Origin of the sequence: Jannaschia halovivens (assembly GCF_046452375.1) — a bacterium.
Classification (GTDB): Bacteria; Pseudomonadota; Alphaproteobacteria; order Rhodobacterales; family Rhodobacteraceae; genus Jannaschia; species Jannaschia halovivens.
In genome coordinates, this window is record NZ_JBKFDJ010000001.1 from 119,151 (window position 1) to 142,560 (window position 23,410).

Genomic DNA, 23,410 nt, shown 5'->3' on the forward strand with positions numbered 1-23,410 from the left:
TGCCGCAGCGCCTACGACCCCTCGCGCAGCTCGCGCTGGCGCATGGGCATCTTGTCGATCGAACGCGACAGCTCGCGCGTGGTCCAGGGCAGGGGCTTGCGCAGTTTGACCTGCCCGTCCTTGCCGATCAGCACCAGCATGAAGCCGCGCGGGCGCAGCCGCGTCCGCAGCTCCGACCGGGCGGCGGGATCGGTGTCGACGACGACCACCACGTCCCGGTCGACCATCTCCGAAAGCCCGTCCTCCAGCTCGCCCATCTGTTCGATGAAGGCGGGATCGCGCGGCGAGTTGGCGAAGACCACGATGGGCCGCGCGGCGTACAGGAATTCCGCGAGATCGATCTCGGTGGCGTCGAAGACGAGGGTCGGATCCTCCTCCCAGGCGGCCAGCGGATCGGGCGTATCGGCCGCGTGCCCGCCCGCGCCGAAGGTCAGGGCGGCGGCGAGGATCGGCAGAAATGTCTTGAGCGTCATGGGCGTCCGTATCCGTGCGGTTGCCCTAGATATAGGGGCATGGGCGCGCGGGGCGAAGGCCCCACGGCACGGATGCGACGCTTTTGCCTTGAATTCGCGGGTTAACGCGCCGGTCAGGCATGGTGGGGCAGGCTCCGGGCCGACCCGATATCGCGCCCCGGAGGTTCCATGCCGCGCCTGACCCAGACCCCGCCCGTCACCCTTCACCTGGGCGCCCATCGCAGCGCGTCCTCGGCGCTCCAGCGCCTGCTCGAGCGCAACGAGACGCATCTGGGCCGCTGCGGCACCGCCATCTGGACGCCACGCCGCACCCGCGCGGGCCTTCTGACCGGCGTGCTGGGCGACCCCGGCCGCCGCGAGGCGCGGCGCGATGGCGCGGCGCATCGCGCGGCGGGCCGGGTGGCGATGCTGCGCCACGAGATGACGGGCCAGGGCATGGGCCGCCTGATCGTCTCGGACGAGAACGGCCTCGGCGGCCTGCGCGAGAACGTGTTGATGGCACGGCTCTATCCGACGGTGTCGGGGCGGATGGCCCGCCTGTCGCTGGTCCTGCCGGGGGTCGACCGGGTGTGCCTCTGCATCCGCTCGCCCGACGGCTGGTGGTCCAGCGCCTTCGCCTTCCTCATGACGCGCGGCTTCGCGCCGCCCGACCGGGCCACGCTCGACGCCATCGTCGCCGCGCGGCGCGGCTGGCGTGACGTGATCGCCGACCTTGCCGCCGCGTTGCCGGATGCGCGGCTCTCGGTTTGGGACTATGATGGGTTGGGCGGGCGCCCCGAGACGGCCTATGCGCACATGACGGGCCACGCGGCGCGCTACGCCGATACGGGCCGGGTGAACGTATCGCCGGGGCTGGCCGATCTCCGGGCCCGGCTGCGCGACGAGGGTTGTTTCGAGACCGTCGCCGGCGAGGGCGACCGTTTCATGCCCTTCGCGCCCGCGGCGCGCGACCGGCTCCGGACGCGCCACGCGGCGGATCTCGCCTGGCTGCGCGCGGGCGCGGACGGGCTTGCGACCTATATCGAAGGGGCACGCGACGACGATGCCCCACGGGACGACGGGAAAGGACGACGGCATGAGCGCCAAGGACACCTCCGACAGGACGGACGGCTCGGGCAGGCCGAGGGACAGATGGGCGCGGCTGGCCGAGGGTGAGCTGCGCAACAGGTCGCTGGACGACCTGACCTGGGACACGCTGGAGGGCATTCCGGTCCAGCCAGTCTACACCGCCGACGATCTGGACGGGCTGGACCATCTCGGCACGATCCCGGGCGAGGCGCCGTATACGCGCGGCGTGAAGGCCACGATGTATGCGGGCCGGCCCTGGACGATCCGGCAATATGCGGGCTTTTCGACGGCCGAGGAATCCAACGCCTTCTACCGTCGCGCGCTGGCCGCCGGGCAACAGGGCGTCTCGGTCGCCTTCGACCTCGCCACCCATCGTGGCTACGACAGCGATCATCCTCGCGTCGTCGGCGATGTCGGCAAGGCGGGCGTCGCCATCGACAGCGTCGAGGACATGAAGATCCTCTTCGACGGCATCCCGCTGGACCAGGTCAGCGTCAGCATGACCATGAACGGTGCGGTGATCCCGATCCTCGCGAATTTCATCGTCGCGGGCGAGGAACAGGGCGTCGCGCGTGCGGCCCTGTCGGGCACGATCCAGAACGACATCCTCAAGGAATTTATGGTCCGGAATACGTATGTGTATCCGCCCGAGCCCTCGATGCGGATCATCGCGGATATCATCGAATACACCGCCGACGAGATGCCGAAGTTCAACTCGATCTCGATCTCGGGCTACCACATGCAGGAGGCGGGCGCGAACCTCGTCCAGGAGCTGGCCTTCACGCTGGCCGACGGGCGCGAATACGTCCGCACCGCCATCGCGCGCGGCATGGACGTGGACCGCTTCGCCGGGCGGCTCAGCTTCTTCTTCGCCATCGGCATGAACATCTTCATGGAGGCCGCCAAGCTGCGCGCCGCGCGCCTGCTCTGGCACCGCATCATGTCGGAGTTCGAGCCGAAGAACCCCAAATCCTCCATGCTGCGGACCCATTGCCAGACGTCCGGGGTGTCCCTGCAGGAGCAGGATCCCTACAACAACGTCGTCCGCACGGCCTACGAGGCGCTGGCCGCGGTCCTCGGTGGGACGCAGTCGCTCCACACCAACAGCTTCGATGAGGCCATCGCGCTCCCGACCGAGAATTCCAGCCGGATCGCGCGCAACACCCAGCTCATCCTGCAGGAGGAGACGGGGGTCACCAACGTCGTCGACCCGCTGGCCGGGTCCTATTACGTCGAACGGCTGACCGCCGACCTGGCCGAGGCGGCCTGGGCCCTGATCGAGGAGGTCGAGGAGATGGGCGGCATGACCAAGGCCGTGGCTTCCGGCATGCCTAAGCTGCGCATCGAGGAGAGTGCCGCGACCCGCCAGGCCCTGATCGACCGGGGCGAGGAGGTGATCGTCGGCGTCAACAAGTACCGCCGCGAGACCGAGGACGCGATCGACATCCTCGATATCGACAACGACAAGGTCCGCGAGGCGCAGGTCGCCCGGCTGGAGCGCATCCGCGCGACCCGCGACGCGGCCGCCTGCGACGCGGCGCTGGCCGAGGTGACGCGCCGCGCCGCCGAGGGCGGCAACCTTCTGGAAGCCGCGGTCGAGGCGGCGCGCGCCCGGGCCACGGTGGGGGAGATCTCGATGGCGATGGAAGACGAGTTCGGGCGCCACCGCGCCGAGGTGAAGACTCTCGCGGGCGTCTACGGTGCCGCCTACGAGGGCGACGAGGGCTTCGCCGCGATCCAGAAGGATGTCGACGCCTTCGCAGAGGAGGAGGGGCGCCGCCCCCGGATGCTGGTCGTGAAGATGGGGCAGGACGGGCACGACCGGGGTGCCAAGGTGATCGCGACGGCCTTCGCCGATATCGGCTTCGATGTGGATGTCGGCCCGCTCTTCCAGACCCCGGAAGAGGCCGCGCAGGATGCCGTCGATAACGACGTCCACGTGGTCGGCATCTCGAGCCAGGCCGCCGGACACCGGACGCTCGCCCCGAAGCTGATCGAGGCGCTGGCCGCGGCCGACGCTTCCGAGATCATCGTGATCTGCGGCGGGGTCATCCCCCAGCAGGACTACGATTTCCTCAAGCGCGCGGGGGTCGCTGCGATCTTCGGGCCGGGCACCAACATCCCCGATGCGGCGCGCGATATCCTCGGGCTGATCCGGGCCGCGCGGGACTGAAACGGGCGGGGTCGCGGGGCCGGATTTTTCCCTTGCGACCCCTTTTGCCCTCCACTATCTCACGCCGCACGGTTGGGGTGTGGCGCAGTGGTAGCGCGACGGTTTTTGGTACCGCAGGTCGTAGGTTCGAATCCTACCACCCCAGCCAATCCGCCCATCCCGCGACATGCCCCGCACTTCGACGCCGCGACCCGAACGCCCTGCGCGATCCCGGGGCTCGCGCGGCGTCGCGTTCCGGCTATGCTGCCCCGCGACAGCAGGGAGTACGCAATGGTCAAGACCGTCATCATCGAGGCCGCCGGGGGCGCGGAGCAGTTGAAGCTCGTGGACCGCGAGGTCGGCGCGCCCGGCGCGGGCGAGCTTCGGATCCGGCACCGGGCCTGCGGTCTGAACTTCATCGACGTCTATCAGCGGATGGGCCTCTACCCGCTGGAGCTGCCCCACGCCCTCGGGATGGAGGCGGCGGGCGAGGTGGTCTCGGTGGGCGAGGGCGTCACCCACCTGTCCGAAGGCGACCGCGTCGCCTATGCCGCCACGCCCCCGGGTGCCTATTGCGAGGAGCGGGTGATGCCCGCGGCCCAGGTCTGCCGCCTGCCGGACGGTATTTCCTACGAGACGGCGGCAGCGATGATGCTGCAAGGCATGACGGTCGAATACCTGTTCCACCGCGTCACGCCGCTGGGCAAAGGCGACCGGGTCCTGTTCCACGCGGCGGCGGGCGGCGTCGGGCTGATCGCCTGTCAATGGGCCCGCTCCGAAGGGATCGAGCTGATCGGCACGGCGGGTGGCCCCGAGAAATGCGCGCTGGCGCTGGAGCATGGCGCGACGCATTGCATCGACTACACCGCCGAGGATTTCGTCGCCCGCGTGAAGGAGCTGACGGACGGCCAGGGCGTCGACGCGGTGATGGACGGGGTCGGCGCGGACACGTTCGACGGCTCGCTCGACTGCCTGCGCCCGATGGGGTTCATGATCTCGTTCGGGAACGCTTCGGGGCCGGTGCCTCCGGTGAGCCTGCTGACCCTAGCGCAAAAGGGATCGCTCAAGCTGACGCGGACGACGCTCTTCAACTTCATCGCGCGCCACCAGGATTGCCAGGAGATCGCGGCCCATCTCTTCGAGAAAGTCGCGGCGGGGGCGGTGAATGTCCGGATCGGCCAGACCTTCCCGCTGGGCGAGGTGGCCGAAGCGCATCGCGCGCTGGAGGGGCGGCGCACCACCGGCTCGACGATCCTGACCCTCTGAGCAGAGGTGCCCGGCGGAGGCGACCGTGCCGGTGCCGCGCGTCCCGACCAACGGGCGCGGATCGATGTCGCCCTCGCATCCCCGTCCGTGTCCCGCTAGGGACGGGGCCGGGTGGCAAGGGGTCGCCGACGGGGGGATCATGACCGAGACGACACGCATCCTCGTGGTGGGCGCGGGCCTCGTGGGACGGCGTCACGTCACCGCGATCGGGCAGGTGGCGGGGGCCGCGCTGGCCGGTATCGTGGATCCCGGTCCCGACGGCGCGGCCTATGCCGCCGGGATCGGCGCGCGCCATTTCGTGGATCTGGACATGGCTCTCGCGGCAGGGGCGGACGGCGTCATCCTTGCGACACCGACGCCGCTCCACGCCGCGCAGGGCATGGCCTGCATCGCCGCGGGCGTGCCGGTCCTGATCGAGAAGCCGCTGGCGGTCACGGCCGAGGAGGCCGAACCGCTCGTCGCGGCCGCGCGCGCCGCCGGCGTGCCGCTCGCCACAGGGCACCACCGCCGCCACAACCCTCTGATCGCACGCGCGCACGAGTTGATCTCGGGCGGGGCCATCGGGGCGGTCCGGGCGGTGCAGGCGAGCTGCTGGTTCCAGAAGCCGGACGACTACTTTGCCGAGGCGCCGTGGCGAACGCAGGCGGGCGCGGGGCCGATCTCGGTCAACCTCGCCCATGACATCGACCTGATCCGCCATCTCTGCGGCGAGGTGGCGTCGGTTCAGGCGCAGGCGATCCCGTCGGCCCGTGGCCACGCCAACGAGGACGTCGCCGCCGCGCTCTTGCGGCTGACCAACGGTGCGCTGGTCACGATCACCGTCAGCGACGCGATCCCCGCGCCGTGGTCGTGGGAAATGACGTCGGGCGAGTACCCGATCTATCCGCGCGTGTCCGAAGCCTGCCTTCGGATCGGCGGCAGCACCGGATCGCTCTCGGTGCCGGACCTCACGATCTGGCAGCACAAGGACGATGGCGGCTGGTGGACGCCGCTCACCACCGAGGTGGCGCCGGTCGCGGCGGCGGACCCGCTGATCCGCCAAATCGCGCAGTTCGTCGAGGTCATCCGGGGCCGTGCCGATCCGCTCGTCTCCGGCGAAGAGGGTCTGCGGACGTTGCGCGTGATCGAGGCGATTCAGGTCGCCGCGCGCGACGGCGGCACGGTCGCGCTGCCGCCCGACTGACGCGCGGCCGCGATGGCGCGGCCCGCCGCCACGCCCGACGCCCAGGCCCATTGGAAGTTGTAGCCCCCGAGCCAGCCGGTCACGTCCACCGCCTCGCCGATGGCATAGAGGCCGGGGACCGTCCGCGCCTCCATCGTCTTCGACGATAGTCCATCCGTGTCGATGCCGCCCGCCGTCACCTCGGCCTTGGCGTAGCCCTCGGTTCCCGTCGGGTGGAAGGTCAGCGCGCCGAGCGCGGCCGCGACCCGGTCGAGTTCGGCATCCGAGGCGTTCCCCAGCTCGGAGCCGAGCGGGATGCGCGCGGCCAGCGCCTCGGCCAGACGGTTCGGCAAGTGTTCGGACAGGGCGGCGCGCAGACGGGCGCGCGGCATCCGGGCGCGCGCCTCGCGCAGGAGGGCGCCCGCCTCCGGCAGGATATCGAGCGTCACCGCCTTGCCCGGCGACCAGTAGGACGAGACCTGCAGGATCGCAGGCCCGCTGAGCCCCTTATGGGTGAAGAGCGCCGCCTCCTCGAAGCGTGCGCCGCCCGCCATTGCTACCGACGGCACCGCGACGCCTGCGATGCCCAGCATCTCGTCCTCGGCCAGCGTGAAGGGCACCAGCGCGGGGCGGGGCGGCACGACGGCCAGCCCGAAGCGCCGCGCGATGTCGAAGGCCACGCCAGTCGCGCCCATCTTCGGGATCGACGGCCCGCCCGTGGCGATCACCAGCGCGGGCGCCTCGGCCCCCGCGACGCGAAAGAGCCCGTCGCCCTGCCCGATCTCGCCGATCCCGGTGCCGAGCCGGACCTCGACCCCGCCCGCCGCGCATTCCTCCAGCAGCATCGCCACGATCTGCCGCGCCGACCCATCGCAGAACAGCTGCCCCAGCGTCTTCTCGTGCCAGGCGATGCCGTGCCGCTGAACGAGGTCGAGGAAATCCCACTGCGTGTAGCGGCTGAGCGCGGATTTCGCGAAATGCGGGTTCTCGGAGAGGAAGCACTCCGGCTCCACGCCCATATTGGTGAAATTGCAGCGCCCGCCGCCCGAGATCAGGATCTTCTTGCCCGCCTTCGGCGCGTGGTCGATCACCAGCACCCGCGCGCCGGCCTGACCGGCGGTCGCCGCCGCCAGAAGGCCCGCGCCGCCCGCGCCGAGGATGATTGCATCGTACCGCATCCGCGCCTTCTATGCGGCCCGGCGCGCGGCGAAAAGCCATGGCCCCCGCGCCCCGCTGCCGCATCCGTGATGGCGGCACCGCTGGCCCCCGGCGTCCGGGATGCTATGACCAGCCAATGCGCGCGCCCGACCCCATCCTGACCCGCGACCTCCTCCTGATCGGGGGCGGTCATGCCCATGCGCTGGTGCTGCGGCGCTGGGGGATGGACCCGCTGCCGGGCGTCCGCGTCACGGTGGTCAATCCGGGACCGACGGCGCCCTATACCGGCATGCTGCCCGGTCATGTCGCCGGGCATTACACGCGCGACGACCTCGATATCGACCTCGTGCGGCTTTGCCGATTTGCGGGGGTGGCCCTGATCGACGGCGCGGTGACCGATATCGATGCGGATGCGCGGATCGTGCGGATCGGGAACCGGACCGTCGCTTACGACGTGGCGTCGGTCGATATCGGCATCCATTCCGAAATGCCCGAGATCGAGGGCTTCGCCGACCATGGCACCGGGGCCAAGCCCCTCGACCGGTTCGCCACCGCGTGGCGGGCCTTCCGCGACGATGCGCTTGCGGGGAACGTTCCGGCCGAGATCGCGGTGATCGGCGGTGGCGTCGCCGGCGTCGAGTTGGCCATGGCGATGGCCCACGCCCTGCGCGACCGGGCCCCGACCGTAACCGTGATCGAGGCCGAATCCCGCCTGACCGGCATGTCGGACCGCACCCGCGCCCGCCTGCGGGACGCGATGGCCGATCTCGGCGTCGAGCTGCGGGCCGATGCGCGCGTCGCCCGGATCACCGGCACGGACGTGGTGTTGGAGGATGGCGCGACGATCCCCGCGCGCTTCGTCACCGGGGCCGCGGGTGCGCGCCCCCACGCGTGGCTCGCCGACACGGGCCTGCCGCTGGCGGATGGGTTCGTGGCGGTCGGCCCGACATTGCAGGTCGAGGGCCACGACACGCTCTTCGCGGCGGGCGATTGCGCGCATATGAGCCATGCGCCGCGTCCGAAGGCGGGCGTCTTTGCCGTCCGCGCCGCGCCGGTCCTCCACGACAACCTCCGCGCCGTCCTGTCGGGGCGCGGGTTGCGCCCGTTCCGACCGCAGCGCGGCTATCTCAAGCTCATCTCGCTCGGCGGCAAATCCGCGCTGGCCGAGAAGGCGGGCGTGACGCTGGCCGGGCCGCTCCTCTGGCGCTGGAAGGACCGGATCGACCGCAGTTTCATGACAAAGCTGACGGACCTGCCCGCGATGTCCGTGCCCGAACCCAAGGGGCCGCGCGCGCTGGGCGCAGACGATGTGCCCAAGGCGCTCTGCGCGGGCTGCGGCTCCAAGGTGACGGGGGCCGCGCTGGGGGAGGCGCTGGCCGTCCTGCCGGAGGTGCGGCGCGACGACGTCCTGTCGCGGCCCGGCGACGACGCGGCGGTGCTGACCGTGGGCGGCGCGCGGCAGGTCCTGACGACCGACCACCTGCGCGCCTTTACCGGCGATCTGGACCTCATGGCGCGGATCGCGACCGTCCACGCGTTGGGTGACGTCTGGGCCATGGGCGCGGCCCCGCAGGCGGCGCTGGCCTCGGTCACGCTGCCGCGCATGTCCGAGCCGCTCCAGGCGCGCAGCCTCGAAGCGATCCTCGCAGCCATGGCCGATGTGCTGGGCGACGCGGGGGCCGAACTGGTGGGAGGGCATTCGACCATGGGCGCCGAGACCACGCTGGGCCTTTCGGTCACCGGCCTCGCTGCCTCGGACCCGATCGGCCATGACGGCGCGCGGCCCGGCGACGCGCTGATCCTGACGCGGCCGATCGGGACGGGCACGATCCTCGCCGCAGAAATGGCCGGTGCCGCGCAGGGCCGCGCCGTGACCGACATGCTGCACGCGATGGCGCGGCCCCAAGGTGACGCCGCCGCGATCCTCTCCGGGGCGCGGGCGATGACGGACGTGACGGGCTTCGGGCTGGCCGGGCACCTGATGGCGATCTGCCGCGCGAGCGGGGTAGGGGCTGCGCTGACGCTCGATGCGATCCCGCTCTATCCCGGTGCGGCGGCGCTGGCCGAGGCGGGGCACCGCTCGACGCTGTGGGCATCGAACCGCGAGGCCGCGCCGGTCGCGGGCGGGACAGGTGCGGCGCTGACGCTGCTCCACGATCCGCAGACGGCGGGCGGGCTTCTGGCCGCGGTGCCCGAAGGGCAGGCCGACGCGCTGGTCGCGGCATTGCGCGACGCGGGCCACGACGCGGCGCGGATCGGCGAGATCGTCGAATCCGCGCCGGGGATCGTCTGCGTCTAGGTCGCGCCGGTCAGTACCAGAGCCTCGGTCGCGGCGCGCGCGAGGTCGGCCTTAGATAGATCCTTCAGCGTGATCCGACCGATGGCCGTCCGGCCCTCGCGCGGGATGCGGTTGTATTTCGGGTCGTAGTGATGCGCGATCAGCTCGGCGGCGAGATCGGCATGGCGGCCCCCGCGGGCCAGCCCATGCCACGCCTCGATCCGGTCGCGCGGCTGGTAGGGGCGCAGGCTGTCGATGCGTGCGGTCAGCCGGGCCGCGTCATCCATCAGGTCGGGATAGGTCGTCGTCAGGAAGCGCGCGCGGGCCTCGAGCGGCGCCTCCAGCCGGATCACCTCGGCCCGGCCCATCCCGGCCCAGAGCGCGGGCGGCAGGCGCAACTGGCCGATGGCATTGCTCTCGGCCTCGACGAAGACGGGCTGCGTGGGATCGGCGTCGGCAAGCAGGGGCAGCAGGCGGCTCTCGAACATCTTCTGGCCGGGCTGCGGCTCGGGCCAGCCGCCGAAATTGGATCCGCGATGATGCGCCAGCCCCTCGAGGTCGACGACCTGTCCACCGGCCCGCGCGATCTGGTCCAGAAGCGCCGTCTTGCCCGTGCCGGTGCCGCCGTCGATGAGCACGATCCGGCGGTCGAGCGGCGTGTCGTAGAGCGTCTCGACCACCGCGCGGCGATAGGCGCGGTAGCCGCCGTCGATCGTGTCGGCGCGCCAGCCGACCTGCTTGAGGATCGTCGTGAACGAGCCCGACCGCTGCCCGCCGCGCCAGCAATAGACCAGCGGACGCCAGCCGCCGCCGCGATCCGCCAGCGGCCCCTCGAGATGGGCGGCGGCATTGCGCGCGACCAGCGCCGCGCCGATCTTGCGGGCAAGGAAGCGGTCTTCCTGCACGTAGATCGTGCCGACGCGGGCGCGCTCGGCATCCGAGAGAACGGGCAGGTTGATGGCACCGGGGATGTGATCCTCGGCGAATTCCGAGGGCGCGCGGACGTCGATGATCTCGTCGAAGGGCAGGTCGCGCAGCGGCAGCGCCGGCAGCTCGATCGGCATCAGCCGCGTTCGGCCAGCCAGCGCACCGCCACCGGGTAGCCCGCGACGCCGAGCCCCGCGATCACCGCGTCGGCGCGTCCCGAGACGTGGCTGTGGTGGCGGAAGACCTCGCGGCGATGGATGTTCGAGACGTGGACCTCGACCACCGCGCCCTCGAAGGCGTTCAGCGCGTCGAGGATCGCGATGGAGGTGTGGCTGTAGGCGCCGGGGTTGATGACGATGGCGTCGGCGTCGCCCCGCGCCTCCTGGATCCAGTCGACCAGTTCGCCCTCGTGGTTCGACTGGCGGAACGTCAGGTCGGCCGCGTCCAGCGCGCGGCAGGTCGCCTCGACATCGGCCAGCGTGTCGCTGCCGTAGATCTGGGGCTCGCGCTGGCCCAGCAGGTTCAGGTTCGGGCCGTTCAGGATCAGGATCTTCATGGCGCTCACATGTCGAGGAACACGGTCTCGGCGTCTCCTTGCAGACGGATGGTCATATGCCAAGCCCCGTCCGCCTCGTGCGCCAGAAGCGTGGCGGCCCGGTCGGGCGGGTCGATCGCGGTCAGGAGCGGGTCGGTCGCGTTGGCCGGATCGCCGTCGAAATAGAGCCGGGTGTGGAGCCCCAGATTGATGCCCCGCGCAACGATCCAGAGCGTCAGGTGCGGCGCGTGTTCGCCCGCGGCACCGGGCCGGACGGTCGAGAGACGGGCGGTGCCGGTCTCGTCGCAGGCCCGCCGGGCCCAGCCCGCCAGATGCGGATCGCGCGGGGGCAGGTGGCCCGTGGCATCCGCCTGCCAGATCTCGACCAGCGCGTCGGCCAGCGGTTCGTCCGCCCCGTCGAGGATGGTGATCGCAATCTCGATCCGGTCGCCTTCGGCCGCGCCCGTGATCATCTCGGCCCCGGGATCGGCGCCACCATACATCCCGATCCCGGCCGCATTGGGAAGCAGCCCGATATGGACGTAGGGCCCGGCGGTCTGGCTGGCGCTCTCCCTCATCGGCCCGCCTCGAACGGGGTTTCGCGATGGCCGCGCAGCACGATGTCGAAGCGGTAGGCCCGCGCGTCCATCGGGATCGTCGCATCCATGTCGAGCCGAGCCGTCAGCCGGTCGATGGCCGCCGGATCTGGGATAGACTGCACGATGGGGCAGAGCGCGATATGGGGATCTCCCTCGAAATACATCTGGGTGATGAGGCGCTGGCCGAAGGCGTGCCCGAACAGGCTGAAATGGATATGGGCGGGCCGCCAGTCGTTGCCGCCGTTGGGCCAAGGGTAGGGGCCGGGGCGCACGGTGCGGAACGCGAACGCCCCGTCCGCGCCCGTCATGCAGCGCCCACAGCCGCCGAAGCCGGGATCGAGCGGCGCGAGATAGCCGTCTTTCTTGTGGCGATACCGCCCGCCCGCATTGGCCTGCCAGATCTCTATCAAAGCGTCGGGCACCGGTCGCCCGATCTCGTCGCGGACATGGCCCAGCACGATGATCCGCTCACCGATGGCGTCCCCGGTGCCGAAGTTGCGGATCAGGTCGGCATCCATCTCGCCGATGATGTCGTGCCCGAAAGTCGGCCCCGTCTCCTCGGACGGGGTCGAGGGGAATGCGATCGGCGCATGGCGCGGCGACCGAAGCACGGTGCTGCGATAGGGCGGGTGGAGCGGTGGCGGGTGGTTGCCGGGCGCGCGGGGGATCAAGCGGCCGCCGCCGGTATTCATTCGGACCGCTCCGCAAGGATGCGCTTGGCCAGCTGGATCGCGTGGTTGGCGCGCGGGATGCCCGCGTAGATGCCGACATGCTGGATCAACTCGGCCACGTCCTCGGCGGTGGCCCCGGTATTGGCGGTCGCGCGCAGATGCAGCTCGAATTCGCCCCAGTTGCCCGTTGCCGCAAGGATCGCGAGCGTCAGCATCGACCGCTCCCGCAGGGTCAGCGCGTCCGAGGCCCAGACCGTGCCCCAGGCGGATACCGTTGTCAGGTCGACGAACTTCGCCTCCAGCCCGTCGGGGTCGGATTGCGAGCGGTCCACATGGGCATCGCCCAGGACTTGGCGGCGGCGGGCCTCGCCGCGGATGCGTCTGTCATCGGTCATGGACGCGAAGATGGCGCGCGGGCTCCGGCGGCGCAAACGAAAAGGGGCGACCCGAAGGCCGCCCCGTTCCGTGGTCCCGAAAGGGGATCAGCAGCTGTAATACATGCCGTACTCGACCGGGTGCGGCGTGTGCTCGTAGGCGTAGACCTCGTCCCACTTGAGCGCCATGTAGCCCTCGATCTGGTCGCGGGTGAACACGTCGCCGGCCAGAAGGAACTCGTGGTCCTTCTCCAGCTCGTCCAGCGCTTCGCGCAGCGAGCCGCAGACCGTCGGGATCGACGCCAGCTCCTCGGCGGGCAGGTCGTAGAGATCCTTGTCGGACGGCTCGCCCGGATGGATCTTGTTCTGGATGCCGTCGAGACCGGCCATCAGCAGAGCGGCGAAGCAGAGATAGGGGTTCGCCGCCGGGTCCGGGAAGCGGGCCTCGACGCGCTTGGCCTTGGGGTTCTCGGTCCACGGGATGCGGACGCAGCCCGAGCGGTTGCGCGCGGAATAGGCGCGCAGCACGGGGGCCTCGAAGCCGGGGATCAGGCGCTTGTAGCTGTTGGTCGCCGGGTTCGTGAACGCGTTGAGCGCCTTGGCGTGCTTCAGGATGCCGCCGATGAAGTAGAGCGCCTCCATCGACAGATCGGCGTACTGGTCACCCGCGAACAGCGGCTTGCCGTCCTTCCAGATCGACATGTTGACGTGCATGCCGGTGCCGTTGTCGCCCGCGATGGGCTTGGGCATGAACGTGGCCGACTTGCCGTAGGCATGGGCGACGTTGTGGATGACGTACTTGTACTTCTGAAGCTCGTCGGCCTGCTTGGTCAGGCTGCCGAAGATCAGGCCCAGCTCGTGCTGGCAGGACGCGACCTCGTGGTGATGCTTGTCGACCTTCATGCCGATGCGCTTCATCGTCGAGAGCATCTCGGAGCGGAGATCCTGGCTCGCGTCGGTGGGGTTCACGGGGAAGTACCCGCCTTTGACGCCGGGCCGGTGGCCCATGTTGCCCATCTCGTACTCGCTGTCGGTATTCCACGCGGCGTCGGCCGCATCGACCTCGAACGAGACCTTGTTCATCGTGTTCGAGAACCGGACGTCGTCGAACAGGAAGAACTCCGCCTCGGGGCCGAAGAAGGACTGATCGCCGATGCCGCTGGAGATGAGGTAGGCCTCGGCCTTCTCCGCGGTGCCGCGCGGGTCGCGGTCGTAGCTCTCGCCGGTGTCGGGCTCGACGATCGAGCAATGCACGCAGAGCGTCTTCTCGGCGTAGAACGGATCGACATAGGCGCTGTCGGTATCCATCATCAGCTTCATGTCGGAGGCTTCGATCGACTTCCAGCCCGCGATGGACGAGCCGTCGAACATGAAGCCTTCCTCGATGAAGTCGGCATCGACCTGATCGGACATGACGGTCACGTGCTGCAGCTTGCCGCGCGGGTCGGTGAAGCGGATGTCGACATACTCGATGTCCTCATCCTTGATCTGCTTGAGGACGGCATCCGTGCTCATGGGCGTTTCCCTTCCTGGTTTGATGTGAGTCTGTGCGTGGGGTCAGATCGCGTCCTGACCGGACTCGCCGGTGCGGATGCGGATCGCCTGTTCGACGGGCGAAACGAAGATCTTGCCGTCGCCGATCTTGTCGGTCTTGGCCGCGCCGACGATGGCGTCGATGGCGGCGTCGACCATGTCGTCTGCCAGCACCACCTCGATCTTCACCTTGGGCAGGAAGTCGACGACGTATTCGGCCCCGCGATAGAGTTCGGTATGGCCCTTCTGGCGGCCGAAGCCCTTGACCTCGGTCACCGACAGGCCCTGGATCCCGATCTCCTGCAGCGCCTCCTTCACCTCGTCGAGCTTGAATGGCTTGATGATGGCTTCGATCTTTTTCATGGCGTCCTCCCGCAGCGTCGGGGGTGGCTTTGCAGGCTGGACGGGGGGCGTCCATCGGGTAGCCTTTCGGCAGGCGGGGTCGGACGGGGAATCCCGAACCGCCGCCTTCTGATCGGGCAGTGTGCCCAAATAATGTGCGATTGGCGAACTGATGTCGGACATCCTCCTGACCGCGGCCCAGATGCGCGCCCTGGAACGGGCCGCCATCGATTCAGGGGCGGTGCGGGGGATCGACCTGATGGAGCGGGCGGGCCGAGGCGCGGTCGAGGTGGCCCTCGCCCACTGGCCCGCGCTGGCCGCCGCACCCGGTCGCGCGGTCGTGCTCTGCGGGCCGGGCAACAACGGCGGCGACGGGTTCGTGGTCGCGCGCCTGCTGCATCAGCGGGGATGGGCGGTCGACGTTCAGCTCCGTGGCGCGTCCGAGGCCCTGCCGCCGGATGCCCGCGCCAACCACGACCGCTGGCGTGCCTTGGGCGAGGTCCGGGCGCTCGCCGTCGGCCACGTCCCGGAGGCCGATCTCGTCGTCGACGCGCTCTTCGGGGCGGGGCTGTCGCGCGATCTACCGGACGATATCCTGGCTCTGGCGGCGCATTGGGGCGACGCGCGGCCCGCGCGGATCGTCGCCCTCGACGCGCCGACCGGGCTTTGCCTCGATTCGGGGCGCCGTCGTGGCGGCAGCCTTCCGGCGGATCTCACAATCGCATTCCACGGTCTGAAGCCCGGCCATGTGCTGGCCGATGGCCCGACCGCCTGTGGCACGGTGCGTGTCGTCGGCATCGGGCTGACCTCGCCCGACGACCAGTCGCTGGCCCGTCTGGTTGAGGGCGATCGTCGGGTCCTCAAGGTCGCGGGGCACAAGTACGATCACGGGCACGCGCTCGTGCTGTCCGGCGGGCTCGGGCGCACCGGTGCTGCCCGGCTGGCCGCACGCGGTGCGCTGCGCGTCAGCGCGGGGCTGGTGACGCTGGGCGCGCCGGGGGCCGCGATGCTGGAATGTGCGGGTCAGGTCACGGCGATCATGCTGCGGCGCTGCGATGACGGACCGGCGCTGACGGCGCGACTGGACGACGTGCGGATCAATGCGCTCTGCCTTGGGCCGGGGCTGGGTCTCGATGCACGGGGCGGCGATCTGGTAGCCGCCGCGCTCGCTTCCGGTCGCCCCGCGGTGCTCGACGCCGACGCGCTGACCATCCTCGCGGGGGCGGGCATCGGCGTGCCCCATGGCCGCTGCATCCTGACGCCACATGACGGCGAATTCGCGCGGCTCTGTCCCGAGATCGCCGCACGCCTCGCCGCGCCGCCGAACGAGGGGCCCGCGATGTCTCGCCTCGATGCCGCATGTGCCGCGGCCGCGACGCTCGGGGCGGTGGTCCTGCTCAAGGGGCCGGACACCGTCATTGCTGCGCCGGATGGCCGCGTCGCGGTGAACGCGGCCGTGGGCGCGCGGGCTGCCCCGTGGCTCGCCACCGCCGGGAGCGGGGATGTCTTGGCCGGGATCGCGACGGGACTGCTGGCGCGGGGCTTCGCGCCGTTCGATGCGGCGTGCCAGGCGGCGTGGCTGCATGTCGAAGCCGCCCGCGCCTTCGGGCCGGGCCTGATCGCCGAGGACCTGCCCGAGATGCTGCCGCGCGTATTTTCTGAGCTTGCGAGGGCGGGCTAGACCGGGTGGGCCAGGCGCGGTGCGCGTAGGTTTCGGAGGTTCGAGGCGCCGCCCTCTGAGCCATCGATTTCGAGATGCCCCGACCCGCGATGGAGCGCCGCCTGCCACGGGCCGCGACACTCCACGCGGTCGGGCCATGGCGCGCGAGGATGCCCGCCCTGCGCGATAAGGCGAAATGACGGCCATTCGAATTCGGGAGAGGGAGGCACTGCCGCTGGTGAAGATGCGACCAAGACAGGTGCCGACGGCCCCGGCGCATTGATCCGCCGCAGCGACCCGTTCCGCGGTGCGTCAGCGGGCGGGAATCGCGTCGCGCGCGCCGGAGACGATCTCGATCCCGTCGACATAGAGCGCGGAGGGAGCGTCGAGCACCAGCGAGTAGGTCGTCATCGCCGGAGTGCGGACCCGACGAATGATCGCGCCATCGACCAGCCGCGTCGCGGCGATCCGCGCCTCGCGGGCGTTGTAGATCGTCTTTGCACGCCAGTCGCGGATCACGACCGGCTGATCCAGCGGCAGGTGAAGGTCCCGCTCGGGTCGGTTGCGGCCCATCGCGCCGGCGGGGATCGCGACCATGGCCGTTCCGGTGGGGACGTCGTTTCGTATGATGTTGCGCAACTCTACCATGCCGCGATCGCGGGTGACGATGCGGTCGCCGGGGCGTAACGTCTCGACCCGGCAATCGCCCGCCGCGGTCAGGACGCGGCTTCCGGGCGGAAGGGCGTGACGGAAGGATCGGTCGGCCAGGACCGGGACCCCGGGCGCAGGCGCCGGGTTGGAATCTGTGGTCATGTCACTGCTCGCGCGATTGTTCGCTTGTCGTGACATCAGGCTAGCCCCCACGGCCATGCGGAGCACCAGGTTTCTCCGCGACGTTCATCATGCCGTGGAAAGTGTTGCGAAATCGTTAATGCGGACGTGAAAAGGCCCGGGCGGGGGGGCCGGGCCAGCGCTCGAATTCTGCCGGTGCGAGAGCGTTCAGTCCGCGTCGGTGATCTCGATCACGCCGGTCTCGGTGCGGCCCGTCGCCGTCTCGAGCCCGTTGGCATAGACCGTAAGCGCGCCGTCGAAGGCCAGCCGGAAGAACGCCGCCTCGCCGAAGGCGGCGATCTGCTTGCCGTCACACAGGCGCCGTGCGGGCACCATGGCGACATCGGCGTCGAACAGCGCCTTGGCGCGCCAGTCGCGGACGGTGACATGCTGGTCGGCGGCGACGGTCGTGTCGCGCTCGGGGCGGGCGAGCCCCAGGCTGTCGGTTCGGATGGTGCAGGCGGGGGCCTCGATCGCCTCGATGGCACGGATCACGGCCATGCCGCGCTCGCGGGTGATTACGCGGTCGCCGACCTTGAGTTGTTCGATCGGCATCTCGCCCTTGGCGGTCAGGATCATCGATCCCCGCGCAATGCCGCCGCGCACGGTTGCCTCGGCCACGGGCGATGCCGTCTCGGTGAGCGTGTCTGCATTCTGTCGGAGCTGAACGGTCATGGCAGTGATCCCGTGTCGGTGATTTATGGCAGTAACCATAATCTCTGCGCCAATTGCGGCACGATCTGGGCACGGGTGAGGACTCTTTCGGACACTTCAATGTCCAAATCGCGGGTGCTACAGGGACCGCGGAGCGGGTGTGGCGGAATTGGTAGACGCACCAGATTTAGGTTCTGGCGCCGCGAGGCGTGGGGGTTCGAGTCCCTTCACCCGCACCAGACTGACGCCCGAAGGGGCCCGAATTGCGGCAGCGCGCGGGCGATTGCGGGCCATTCGGGACGGGGGCGGCATGCGGGACGGATTGCGCGACATCTTCATGGCCGGCGTGGCGCGGGCCGATCCGGGGGCGGCGGTCGCGGCGGCCATGCCGGTGGCCCGGCCCGACCTGATCCTCGCGCTGGGGAAGGCGGCGGTGGCGATGGCGCGGGCGGCGCTGGCCCGTCATCCGGGCGTGCCCTGTCTCGTCGTGACCAACCCCGAGAACGCGGCGGATGTGCCGGGCGCGACCGTCATGAGCGGCGGCCATCCGGTGCCCGATGCGGGCTCAGCCGAGGCGGGGGCGGCGCTTCTGGATGCGGCGGGGCCCCTCGGGGCGGATGCACGTTGCCTCGCGCTGATTTCGGGCGGGGGGTCGGCGCTGGCGGTGGCACCGGTGGCGGGCGTGACGCTGGAGGACAAGGCGGAGGTCTCGCGGCTCCTGCTGGCGGCGGGTCTGGATATCGAGGCGATGAACCGGGTGCGCCAAGCGCTCAGCCGCCTGAAGGGGGGCGGGTTGGCGCGGGCGGCGGCCCCGGCGACGGTCGAGGCGCTGATCCTGTCGGATGTGGTGGGCGACGACCTCGCGGCGATCGCGTCCGGTCCGACCGTGACGCCGTCGGGCGGCGCGGCCGAGGCACGCGCGATCCTGAAGGACGCGGGCCTCTGGTCGCGCATCCCCGAGAGCTGTCGCGCCGCGCTATCGCGGGGTAGCGACGCGGCAACACCGCCCGCGACGGCGCGGCTGATCGGGTCCAACGCCCTTTCGGTCGCGGCGATGGCCGAGGCAGCGCCCGATGCGCGCATCGACCCCGACCCGCTGGTCGGCGACGTGGCCACGGCGGCGGCGCGGGTCGCGGCGGCAGCGGCGCGGGGTGCGGGCACGACGCTCTGGGGCGGCGAGACGACCGTGGTGCTGCAGGGCGCCGGGCGGGGTGGCCGCAACCAGGAGCTGGCGCTGCGCGTGGCGCGCGCGCTGAAGGGGTTCGACCGGCCCTGGGCGTTCCTTTCGGGCGGCACGGACGGGCGCGACGGGCCGACCGACGCGGCGGGCGCGCTGGTCGACAACGGGACGCTGGGGCGGATCGCGGCGGCGGGGCTCGAAGTGGACGCGATGTTGGCGCGCAACGACAGTCACCCCGCGCTCGACGCGGCGGGCGACCTCCTGATGACGGGCGGAACGGGGACGAATGTCGCCGATCTCCAGATCCTGCGGGTGGGGTGACAGGGTGGGGGCGCGCCCTAGATGTGCGGCATGGTTGGACGCATTCTAATCCTCGCGGCGCTGGGCGCCGGGGCCGCCGCTGCGATCGGCATCCGCAGTGCCGACATGTCCGCCGAGGCGTGGCACGTCGACCCGGATCTCGGGGCGCGCACCGGCAAGCCGAACGATTACCTCGTGGCCGAGGGCGGGGACCGCCCGCCTTTCGTGTCGTCGCTGGCCCCTGCCGATCTGGGCGCGCGGCTGGATGCGGTGGCGCTGGCCGAGGCGCGGACCGAGGTGCTGGCCGGTGCGGCTTCGGAAGGCTGGGTCACCTATGTGCAGCGTTCGGGGCTGATGGGGTTCCCGGACGCGGTGTCTGTGCGCATCGTGCCGGAAGGGGACGGCGCGCGACTGACGGCCTGGAGCCGTTCGCGCTACGGGCATTCCGATCTCGGGGTGAACAAGGCCCGGCTTGAGCGCTGGCTGGCGGCGCTGGAGGCAGGCTGAGCGCTATTCTCGGGGACCGGGCCAGGTTCGAAACAGGACGGACGCCGATGCCAGCGCGCGGCACGGTCGGCGCGCGCGACGATGGCGCGGGGACCGGCAGGGGGCATCGTGGCACGCCGGCCGGGCCGACCGGCGGATACGCCGGGGGCCGTGTGCCGGTATCTCGCGAGATCGGTCGGATGAGTGACGCGGCGCCGCGTGCGGGCGGACGTCCCTTCGGGTGAATCGCCCCCGTGCCAGGGGGGCGATGTCGGATCGGGCCCGATCCGTGCGGCCACGGCGCGTATGCCATGACCCCTCGGGATCGTCCTTGGTCGTCATGCTGCAGCGCGGACCTCTATTTGCCCGAGCGGTGAACGATCCGTTAGCGCGGGGCGCTCAATAGGGCATCGGATGCGCCTTGTGGGTCTCGTCGATGGCGGCGACCAGCTCCTGCGAGAGCGTCACGTCCGCGCCCGCCAGCTCATGCTCGAGCTGCTCGGTCGTCGAGGCGCCGATGATCGCGGCGCAGCGGAAAGGGCGCGTCCGGAGCCAGGCCAGCGCCATGTGCACCGGATCGACGCCGTGGGCGCGCGCGAGGTCCAGATAGGCGGCCACGGCGGGCTGAAGCCGGTCGGTCCAGCGCCCGCCGAGGCCATCGTTCACCGACCGCCGCGAGCCGTCGGGGATCGCGCCGCCCTGGTACTTGCCCGTCAGGATGCCGGCGGCCAGCGGCGAGAAGGCCAGCATCGTGATGCCTTCATGGACCAGCGTCTCGGCGATGTCGGTATCGGCGAGGCGGGCCAGCAGCGAATATTCGTTCTGGAGCCCGACGACGCGCGGGCCACCCGTCGCCTCGGCGGCGGCGTTCCACTGCATCATGCCCCAGGCCGATTCGTTCGAGAGACCGAACTGCCGGATCGTGCCGCGCTCGACCTCGCGGGCCAGCGCGCCTGCGCAATCGGCGAAGTTCTGGCGGATCGCGGCGCGCTCGCCTTCGGGAACGTAGGTCCAGTTCTTGCGGAACTGGAAGCTGCCGCGATTGGGCCAGTGGAACTGGTAGAGGTCGATCGTGTCCACCCGCAGACGCTTGAGATTGCCCTCGAGCGTGACGGGAATGCTCTCGGCGGTGATGGGCGCGCCGTCGCGGGGATGGGCGCCCTCGCCGGAATGCTTGGTCGCGATCCGGAGGCCGGTGCCGCCCGCGGCGATCCAGTCGCCGATGATCTCCTCGGTGCGGCCGATCGTTTCGGGGCGGATCGGATTGACGGGATACATCTCGGCGGTGTCGAGCCAGGTGATCCCCGCATCGACCGCCATGTCGAGCTTGGTGTGGGCCTCCGCGGGTGCGGTCTGGGTGCCGAAGGTCATCGTGCCGAGGATGAACTCGGAGACGGTGTCGTCGGACCCGAGGGGGACGGTGCGCATGGAGGTATCTTTCGTGCAGCGGGCGGCCCGGCGGACGGGCGGCCGGTCAGATGTCGAGGTCGAGCCAGACGGGAACATGGTCCGACGGCTTGGTGCGTCCACGCATCTCGGCCTGGATGGTGCAGTCGGTCAGGCGGTCGGCGATGGCGGGCGACAGAAGGAAATGGTCGATGCGGATGCCGTCGTTCCGGTCCCACGCGCCCGCCTGGTAATCCCAGAAGCTGTAATGGCCGGGCGAGGGATTGCGGGTGCGGAAGGCCTCGGTCAGCCCCAGGTTGCAGAGCCGGCGCCACGCCGCGCGGGTCTCGGGGCGGGCGAGGGCGTCGTCGCGCCACGCCTCGGGGCGGGCGGCGTCGCGGTCGTCGGGGATGACGTTGAAGTCGCCGGTCATCAGGAACGGCTCCTCGGCGGCCAGAAGGTCGCGCGCCCGCGCCTCGAGCCGGGCCATCCAGCCCAGCTTGTAGTCGTATTTCGGCCCCGGCGCCGGGTTGCCGTTTGGCAGGTAGAGGCCGCAGATTCGGACCGCGCCCGTCTCGCCGATCGCCGTGCCCTCGATATAGCGGGCCTGCTCGTCCGAATCGTCGCCCGGCAGGCCGCGCGTGACATCCTCGAGCGGGGTCTTCGACAGAAGGGCGACGCCGTTGAAGCCTTTCTGCCCGTGGGTGTGCAACTCGTAGCCGGCATCTTCGACGACCTCGCGGGGGAAGGCCTCGTCGACCGATTTGATTTCCTGCAGGACGGCCACGTCGGGCGCGTCCTCGGCCAGCCAGCGGGCGACGGTCTCGTGCCGGGCCTTGATGCCGTTGATGTTGTAGGTCGCGATTTTCATGGGACCGGGCTTAGGGCAGACGGCGGGGCCTGTCACGGGTCGGGGTGCGGTCGGGCGCGGCTTACCTGTTATCGCATAGCGGCGCGGCGGCCGGCGGCGGTGATCGCATGTCGCGGCGGACGGGACCTATCTGCGCCCATGCCGACAGGCGACGCATCCGGACGAAGCGGAGCGGCGAGGGTCGGACGACTTCCAAACCCGAACGGCCCGAGACGGCCGCACCAGGAGACCCGATCATGAAACTGCATCTTGCGCTTGCCGCCCTTCTGACCACGCTCGCCGCCTGCGGTCCCGGCGGCCCCATCGACAGCGACGTGGAGCGCGGCCTCGTCGGCGCGGCCATCGGCTACGGGGCTGCCAAGGCCGTGGACGGCAATGGCGACCGCGGCGCGATCGTCGGAGGCCTCGCGGGGATCTTCTGCGACGATCTCGGCGGCTGCGCCCGCTCGCGCTGACTTCCAGGCTGCGCGGCCCGGCGGGTCGCGCGGCCCTCAGTCCCGGATCAGCCCGGTGTCGAACCCGTCGATCGTCTCGGCGTTCTTGCGGCGCCAATAGGCGGCGATCTGGTCGTCATCCAACCCCTCCCAGTACGGCACCAGTTCCTCCATCGCGCGGTCGCCCTGCGGCACCATGCGTGGCACGCCTGTCCCGCAGGAGGTCTGGACCCCCTCGATCGTGACGTCGAAGATCTGCCGGCTGCCCGCGAGGTCGGGGAACATCGCGATCCGCGCCGCCCAGTCGGCGTCGTGGGGATGGATCGTGCGGGCCGTGCCGTAGAGCCGTAGGATCAGCGCGTCGCCCTCGAAGGCACAGAACATCAGCGTGATGCGGTTGAGCTGCGCGACATGGCCCGCCGTCACGTTGCCGCTGCCCGACAGGTTCAGCCAGCTCAGATGCGTGTCGTCCACGATCCGCAGCGTGTCGGCCCCCTTGGGCGAGAGGTTGACCCGCCCGTCGGCGGCCGCGCTGGCCACGAAGAACATCGGCTGGCGTTCGATGAACGCGCGGAGCGTAGGGTTGAGCCTGGCGCCGAGCGCCATAGCGTCCTCCGTCCGGGTCGGTAGAACGTTAGCGGAACATCAGCATTGCGGCAATGCCGGGGTCAGTCGCCCTGCAGCCGGTCCGCGCGCTTCTTGGCCAGCACGGTGCGCAGGTCGTGCATCGCCATCAGCAACCGGTCCGTCACCGCGTCGAGCTGGTCGTCGGTGGCGCGCGCCTGCGCCCAGTGCGCCGTGAGGTTCAGGTGGTCGACGGTGCGAAGGATGTCGTCGACGTCGCGCGCGGCCAGCGTCGCGCTCCGCTCGGCCATCCACGCGTCGATGGCGGCCTTGTCCGCGGGTGTGAGGATCGTGTCGCCCTGCGGCTTCACGGCACCGTTGTTGACGTTCACGGTCGCGATCTGGTCAAGCTCCAGCCGCCGCTGCCGGTTCTCGGCATCGACCCGGAACACGAGCGCGCCGTTGTCCTTCACCCGGAAGTAGTAGGGGGGCAGGCCGCTCATGCG

Annotated in this window: 24 protein-coding genes and 2 tRNA genes; 11 read left to right on the forward strand and 15 right to left on the reverse strand. The window is 70.6% G+C overall.

Features of this window, described 5'->3' with window-relative positions; all coding sequences use genetic code 11:
• Positions 1–11: 11 nt before the first annotated feature.
• Positions 12–473, reverse strand: a complete 462-nt coding sequence (locus tag ACK8OR_RS00640; RefSeq protein WP_410187551.1) for a DUF4174 domain-containing protein — start codon at positions 471–473, stop codon at positions 12–14.
• Positions 474–641: 168 nt separating this feature from the next.
• Here ACK8OR_RS00640 and ACK8OR_RS00645 point away from each other — a divergent pair, with 168 nt between their 5' ends.
• From ACK8OR_RS00645 to ACK8OR_RS00665, 5 genes are all read left to right on the forward strand, one after another.
• On the forward strand, positions 642–1,628 hold the full coding sequence (locus tag ACK8OR_RS00645) for a hypothetical protein (RefSeq protein ID WP_410187552.1): 987 nt from the start codon (positions 642–644) through the stop codon (positions 1,626–1,628).
• The gene (scpA, locus tag ACK8OR_RS00650) at positions 1,549–3,714 is read left to right on the forward strand and encodes a methylmalonyl-CoA mutase (RefSeq protein WP_410187553.1); all 2,166 of its coding nucleotides are present in this window, start codon (positions 1,549–1,551) and stop codon (positions 3,712–3,714) included. Before ACK8OR_RS00645 ends, scpA begins: the two co-directional genes overlap by 80 nt.
• A 73-nt stretch (positions 3,715–3,787) precedes the next feature.
• A tRNA-Gln gene (locus tag ACK8OR_RS00655) sits at positions 3,788–3,862 on the forward strand.
• A gap of 122 nt (positions 3,863–3,984) precedes the next feature.
• Positions 3,985–4,959 carry a quinone oxidoreductase family protein gene (locus ACK8OR_RS00660; protein WP_410187554.1) on the forward strand — a complete coding sequence of 325 codons (975 nt, stop codon included), beginning with the start codon at positions 3,985–3,987 and terminating at the stop codon, positions 4,957–4,959.
• A 139-nt stretch (positions 4,960–5,098) separates the two neighbouring features.
• Positions 5,099–6,142 carry a Gfo/Idh/MocA family protein gene (locus ACK8OR_RS00665; protein ID WP_410187555.1) on the forward strand — a complete coding sequence of 348 codons (1,044 nt, stop codon included), beginning with the start codon at positions 5,099–5,101 and terminating at the stop codon, positions 6,140–6,142.
• Here ACK8OR_RS00665 and ACK8OR_RS00670 read toward each other — a convergent pair.
• Entirely contained in the window at positions 6,094–7,299 is a 1,206-nt protein-coding gene (locus tag ACK8OR_RS00670) for a BaiN/RdsA family NAD(P)/FAD-dependent oxidoreductase (protein WP_410187556.1), read from the reverse strand. The two genes, ACK8OR_RS00665 and ACK8OR_RS00670, sit on opposite strands and share 49 nt — an antisense overlap.
• A 116-nt stretch (positions 7,300–7,415) precedes the next feature.
• Here ACK8OR_RS00670 and selD point away from each other — a divergent pair, with 116 nt between their 5' ends.
• Positions 7,416–9,578, forward strand: a complete 2,163-nt coding sequence (selD, locus tag ACK8OR_RS00675) for a selenide, water dikinase SelD (protein WP_410187557.1) — start codon at positions 7,416–7,418, stop codon at positions 9,576–9,578.
• On the opposite strand, the gene mnmH is transcribed toward selD, so the two are convergent.
• The 7 genes from mnmH to ACK8OR_RS00710 all read right to left on the reverse strand — a co-directional run bounded on the left by mnmH (position 9,575) and on the right by ACK8OR_RS00710 (position 14,559).
• Complete coding sequence (gene mnmH, locus ACK8OR_RS00680; RefSeq protein WP_410187558.1) at positions 9,575–10,621, reverse strand: tRNA 2-selenouridine(34) synthase MnmH; 1,047 nt, start codon at positions 10,619–10,621, stop codon at positions 9,575–9,577. The two genes, selD and mnmH, sit on opposite strands and share 4 nt — an antisense overlap.
• Entirely contained in the window at positions 10,621–11,040 is a 420-nt protein-coding gene (aroQ, locus tag ACK8OR_RS00685; protein ID WP_410187559.1) for a type II 3-dehydroquinate dehydratase, read from the reverse strand. Before aroQ ends, mnmH begins: the two co-directional genes overlap by 1 nt.
• Positions 11,041–11,045: 5 nt before the next feature.
• Positions 11,046–11,597 (reverse strand): protocatechuate 3,4-dioxygenase subunit alpha, encoded by a 552-nt coding sequence (pcaG, locus tag ACK8OR_RS00690; protein WP_410187560.1) that lies wholly within the window; start codon positions 11,595–11,597, stop codon positions 11,046–11,048.
• A complete protein-coding gene (pcaH, locus tag ACK8OR_RS00695) occupies positions 11,594–12,310 on the reverse strand; it encodes a protocatechuate 3,4-dioxygenase subunit beta (RefSeq protein ID WP_410187561.1) in 717 nt (238 codons plus the stop codon). Before pcaH ends, pcaG begins: the two co-directional genes overlap by 4 nt.
• The gene (locus ACK8OR_RS00700; RefSeq protein ID WP_298430989.1) at positions 12,307–12,684 is read right to left on the reverse strand and encodes a carboxymuconolactone decarboxylase family protein; all 378 of its coding nucleotides are present in this window, start codon (positions 12,682–12,684) and stop codon (positions 12,307–12,309) included. The genes pcaH and ACK8OR_RS00700 overlap by 4 nt, the downstream gene beginning before the upstream one ends.
• 87 nt (positions 12,685–12,771) lie before the next feature.
• Complete coding sequence (gene glnA / locus ACK8OR_RS00705; RefSeq protein ID WP_410187562.1) at positions 12,772–14,178, reverse strand: type I glutamate--ammonia ligase; 1,407 nt, start codon at positions 14,176–14,178, stop codon at positions 12,772–12,774.
• Positions 14,179–14,220: 42 nt separating this feature from the next.
• Positions 14,221–14,559 carry a P-II family nitrogen regulator gene (locus ACK8OR_RS00710; RefSeq protein WP_298430992.1) on the reverse strand — a complete coding sequence of 113 codons (339 nt, stop codon included), beginning with the start codon at positions 14,557–14,559 and terminating at the stop codon, positions 14,221–14,223.
• Positions 14,560–14,710: 151 nt separating this feature from the next.
• On the opposite strand from ACK8OR_RS00710, the gene ACK8OR_RS00715 reads away from it, so the two are divergent.
• The gene (locus ACK8OR_RS00715; RefSeq protein WP_410187563.1) at positions 14,711–16,219 is read left to right on the forward strand and encodes an NAD(P)H-hydrate dehydratase; all 1,509 of its coding nucleotides are present in this window, start codon (positions 14,711–14,713) and stop codon (positions 16,217–16,219) included.
• A 291-nt stretch (positions 16,220–16,510) separates the two neighbouring features.
• On the opposite strand, the gene ACK8OR_RS00720 is transcribed toward ACK8OR_RS00715, so the two are convergent.
• Together ACK8OR_RS00720 and ACK8OR_RS00725 are read right to left on the reverse strand one after the other, a co-directional pair.
• A complete protein-coding gene (locus tag ACK8OR_RS00720) occupies positions 16,511–17,011 on the reverse strand; it encodes a Hint domain-containing protein (protein ID WP_410187564.1) in 501 nt (166 codons plus the stop codon).
• A 186-nt stretch (positions 17,012–17,197) separates the two neighbouring features.
• Positions 17,198–17,704, reverse strand: a complete 507-nt coding sequence (locus ACK8OR_RS00725; RefSeq protein ID WP_410187565.1) for a Hint domain-containing protein — start codon at positions 17,702–17,704, stop codon at positions 17,198–17,200.
• Positions 17,705–17,837: 133 nt separating this feature from the next.
• Here ACK8OR_RS00725 and ACK8OR_RS00730 point away from each other — a divergent pair.
• The 3 genes from ACK8OR_RS00730 to ACK8OR_RS00740 all read left to right on the forward strand — a co-directional run bounded on the left by ACK8OR_RS00730 (position 17,838) and on the right by ACK8OR_RS00740 (position 19,670).
• Positions 17,838–17,922 (forward strand) — tRNA-Leu (locus ACK8OR_RS00730).
• Positions 17,923–17,993: 71 nt separating this feature from the next.
• The gene (locus ACK8OR_RS00735) at positions 17,994–19,184 is read left to right on the forward strand and encodes a glycerate kinase type-2 family protein (RefSeq protein WP_410187566.1); all 1,191 of its coding nucleotides are present in this window, start codon (positions 17,994–17,996) and stop codon (positions 19,182–19,184) included.
• Positions 19,185–19,214: 30 nt separating this feature from the next.
• Complete coding sequence (locus ACK8OR_RS00740; RefSeq protein ID WP_410187567.1) at positions 19,215–19,670, forward strand: DUF1499 domain-containing protein; 456 nt, start codon at positions 19,215–19,217, stop codon at positions 19,668–19,670.
• Positions 19,671–20,048: 378 nt separating this feature from the next.
• On the opposite strand, the gene ACK8OR_RS00745 is transcribed toward ACK8OR_RS00740, so the two are convergent.
• On the reverse strand, positions 20,049–21,077 hold the full coding sequence (locus ACK8OR_RS00745) for an aldo/keto reductase (protein WP_410187568.1): 1,029 nt from the start codon (positions 21,075–21,077) through the stop codon (positions 20,049–20,051).
• A gap of 46 nt (positions 21,078–21,123) precedes the next feature.
• The gene (gene xth / locus ACK8OR_RS00750) at positions 21,124–21,906 is read right to left on the reverse strand and encodes an exodeoxyribonuclease III (RefSeq protein ID WP_410187569.1); all 783 of its coding nucleotides are present in this window, start codon (positions 21,904–21,906) and stop codon (positions 21,124–21,126) included.
• A gap of 236 nt (positions 21,907–22,142) precedes the next feature.
• Here xth and ACK8OR_RS00755 point away from each other — a divergent pair, with 236 nt between their 5' ends.
• Positions 22,143–22,361: a hypothetical protein gene (locus tag ACK8OR_RS00755; protein ID WP_410187570.1), complete on the forward strand. Its 219-nt coding sequence runs from the start codon at positions 22,143–22,145 to the stop codon at positions 22,359–22,361.
• A gap of 36 nt (positions 22,362–22,397) precedes the next feature.
• Here the strand turns inward: ACK8OR_RS00755 and ACK8OR_RS00760 are convergent, their stop codons facing one another.
• Positions 22,398–22,946, reverse strand: a complete 549-nt coding sequence (locus tag ACK8OR_RS00760) for a pyridoxamine 5'-phosphate oxidase family protein (protein ID WP_410187571.1) — start codon at positions 22,944–22,946, stop codon at positions 22,398–22,400.
• Between the two features lie 62 nt (positions 22,947–23,008).
• Positions 23,009–23,407, reverse strand: coding sequence for a hypothetical protein (locus ACK8OR_RS00765; RefSeq protein ID WP_410187572.1), 399 nt, complete (start codon positions 23,405–23,407; stop codon positions 23,009–23,011).
• Between the last annotated feature and the right edge of the window lie 3 nt (positions 23,408–23,410).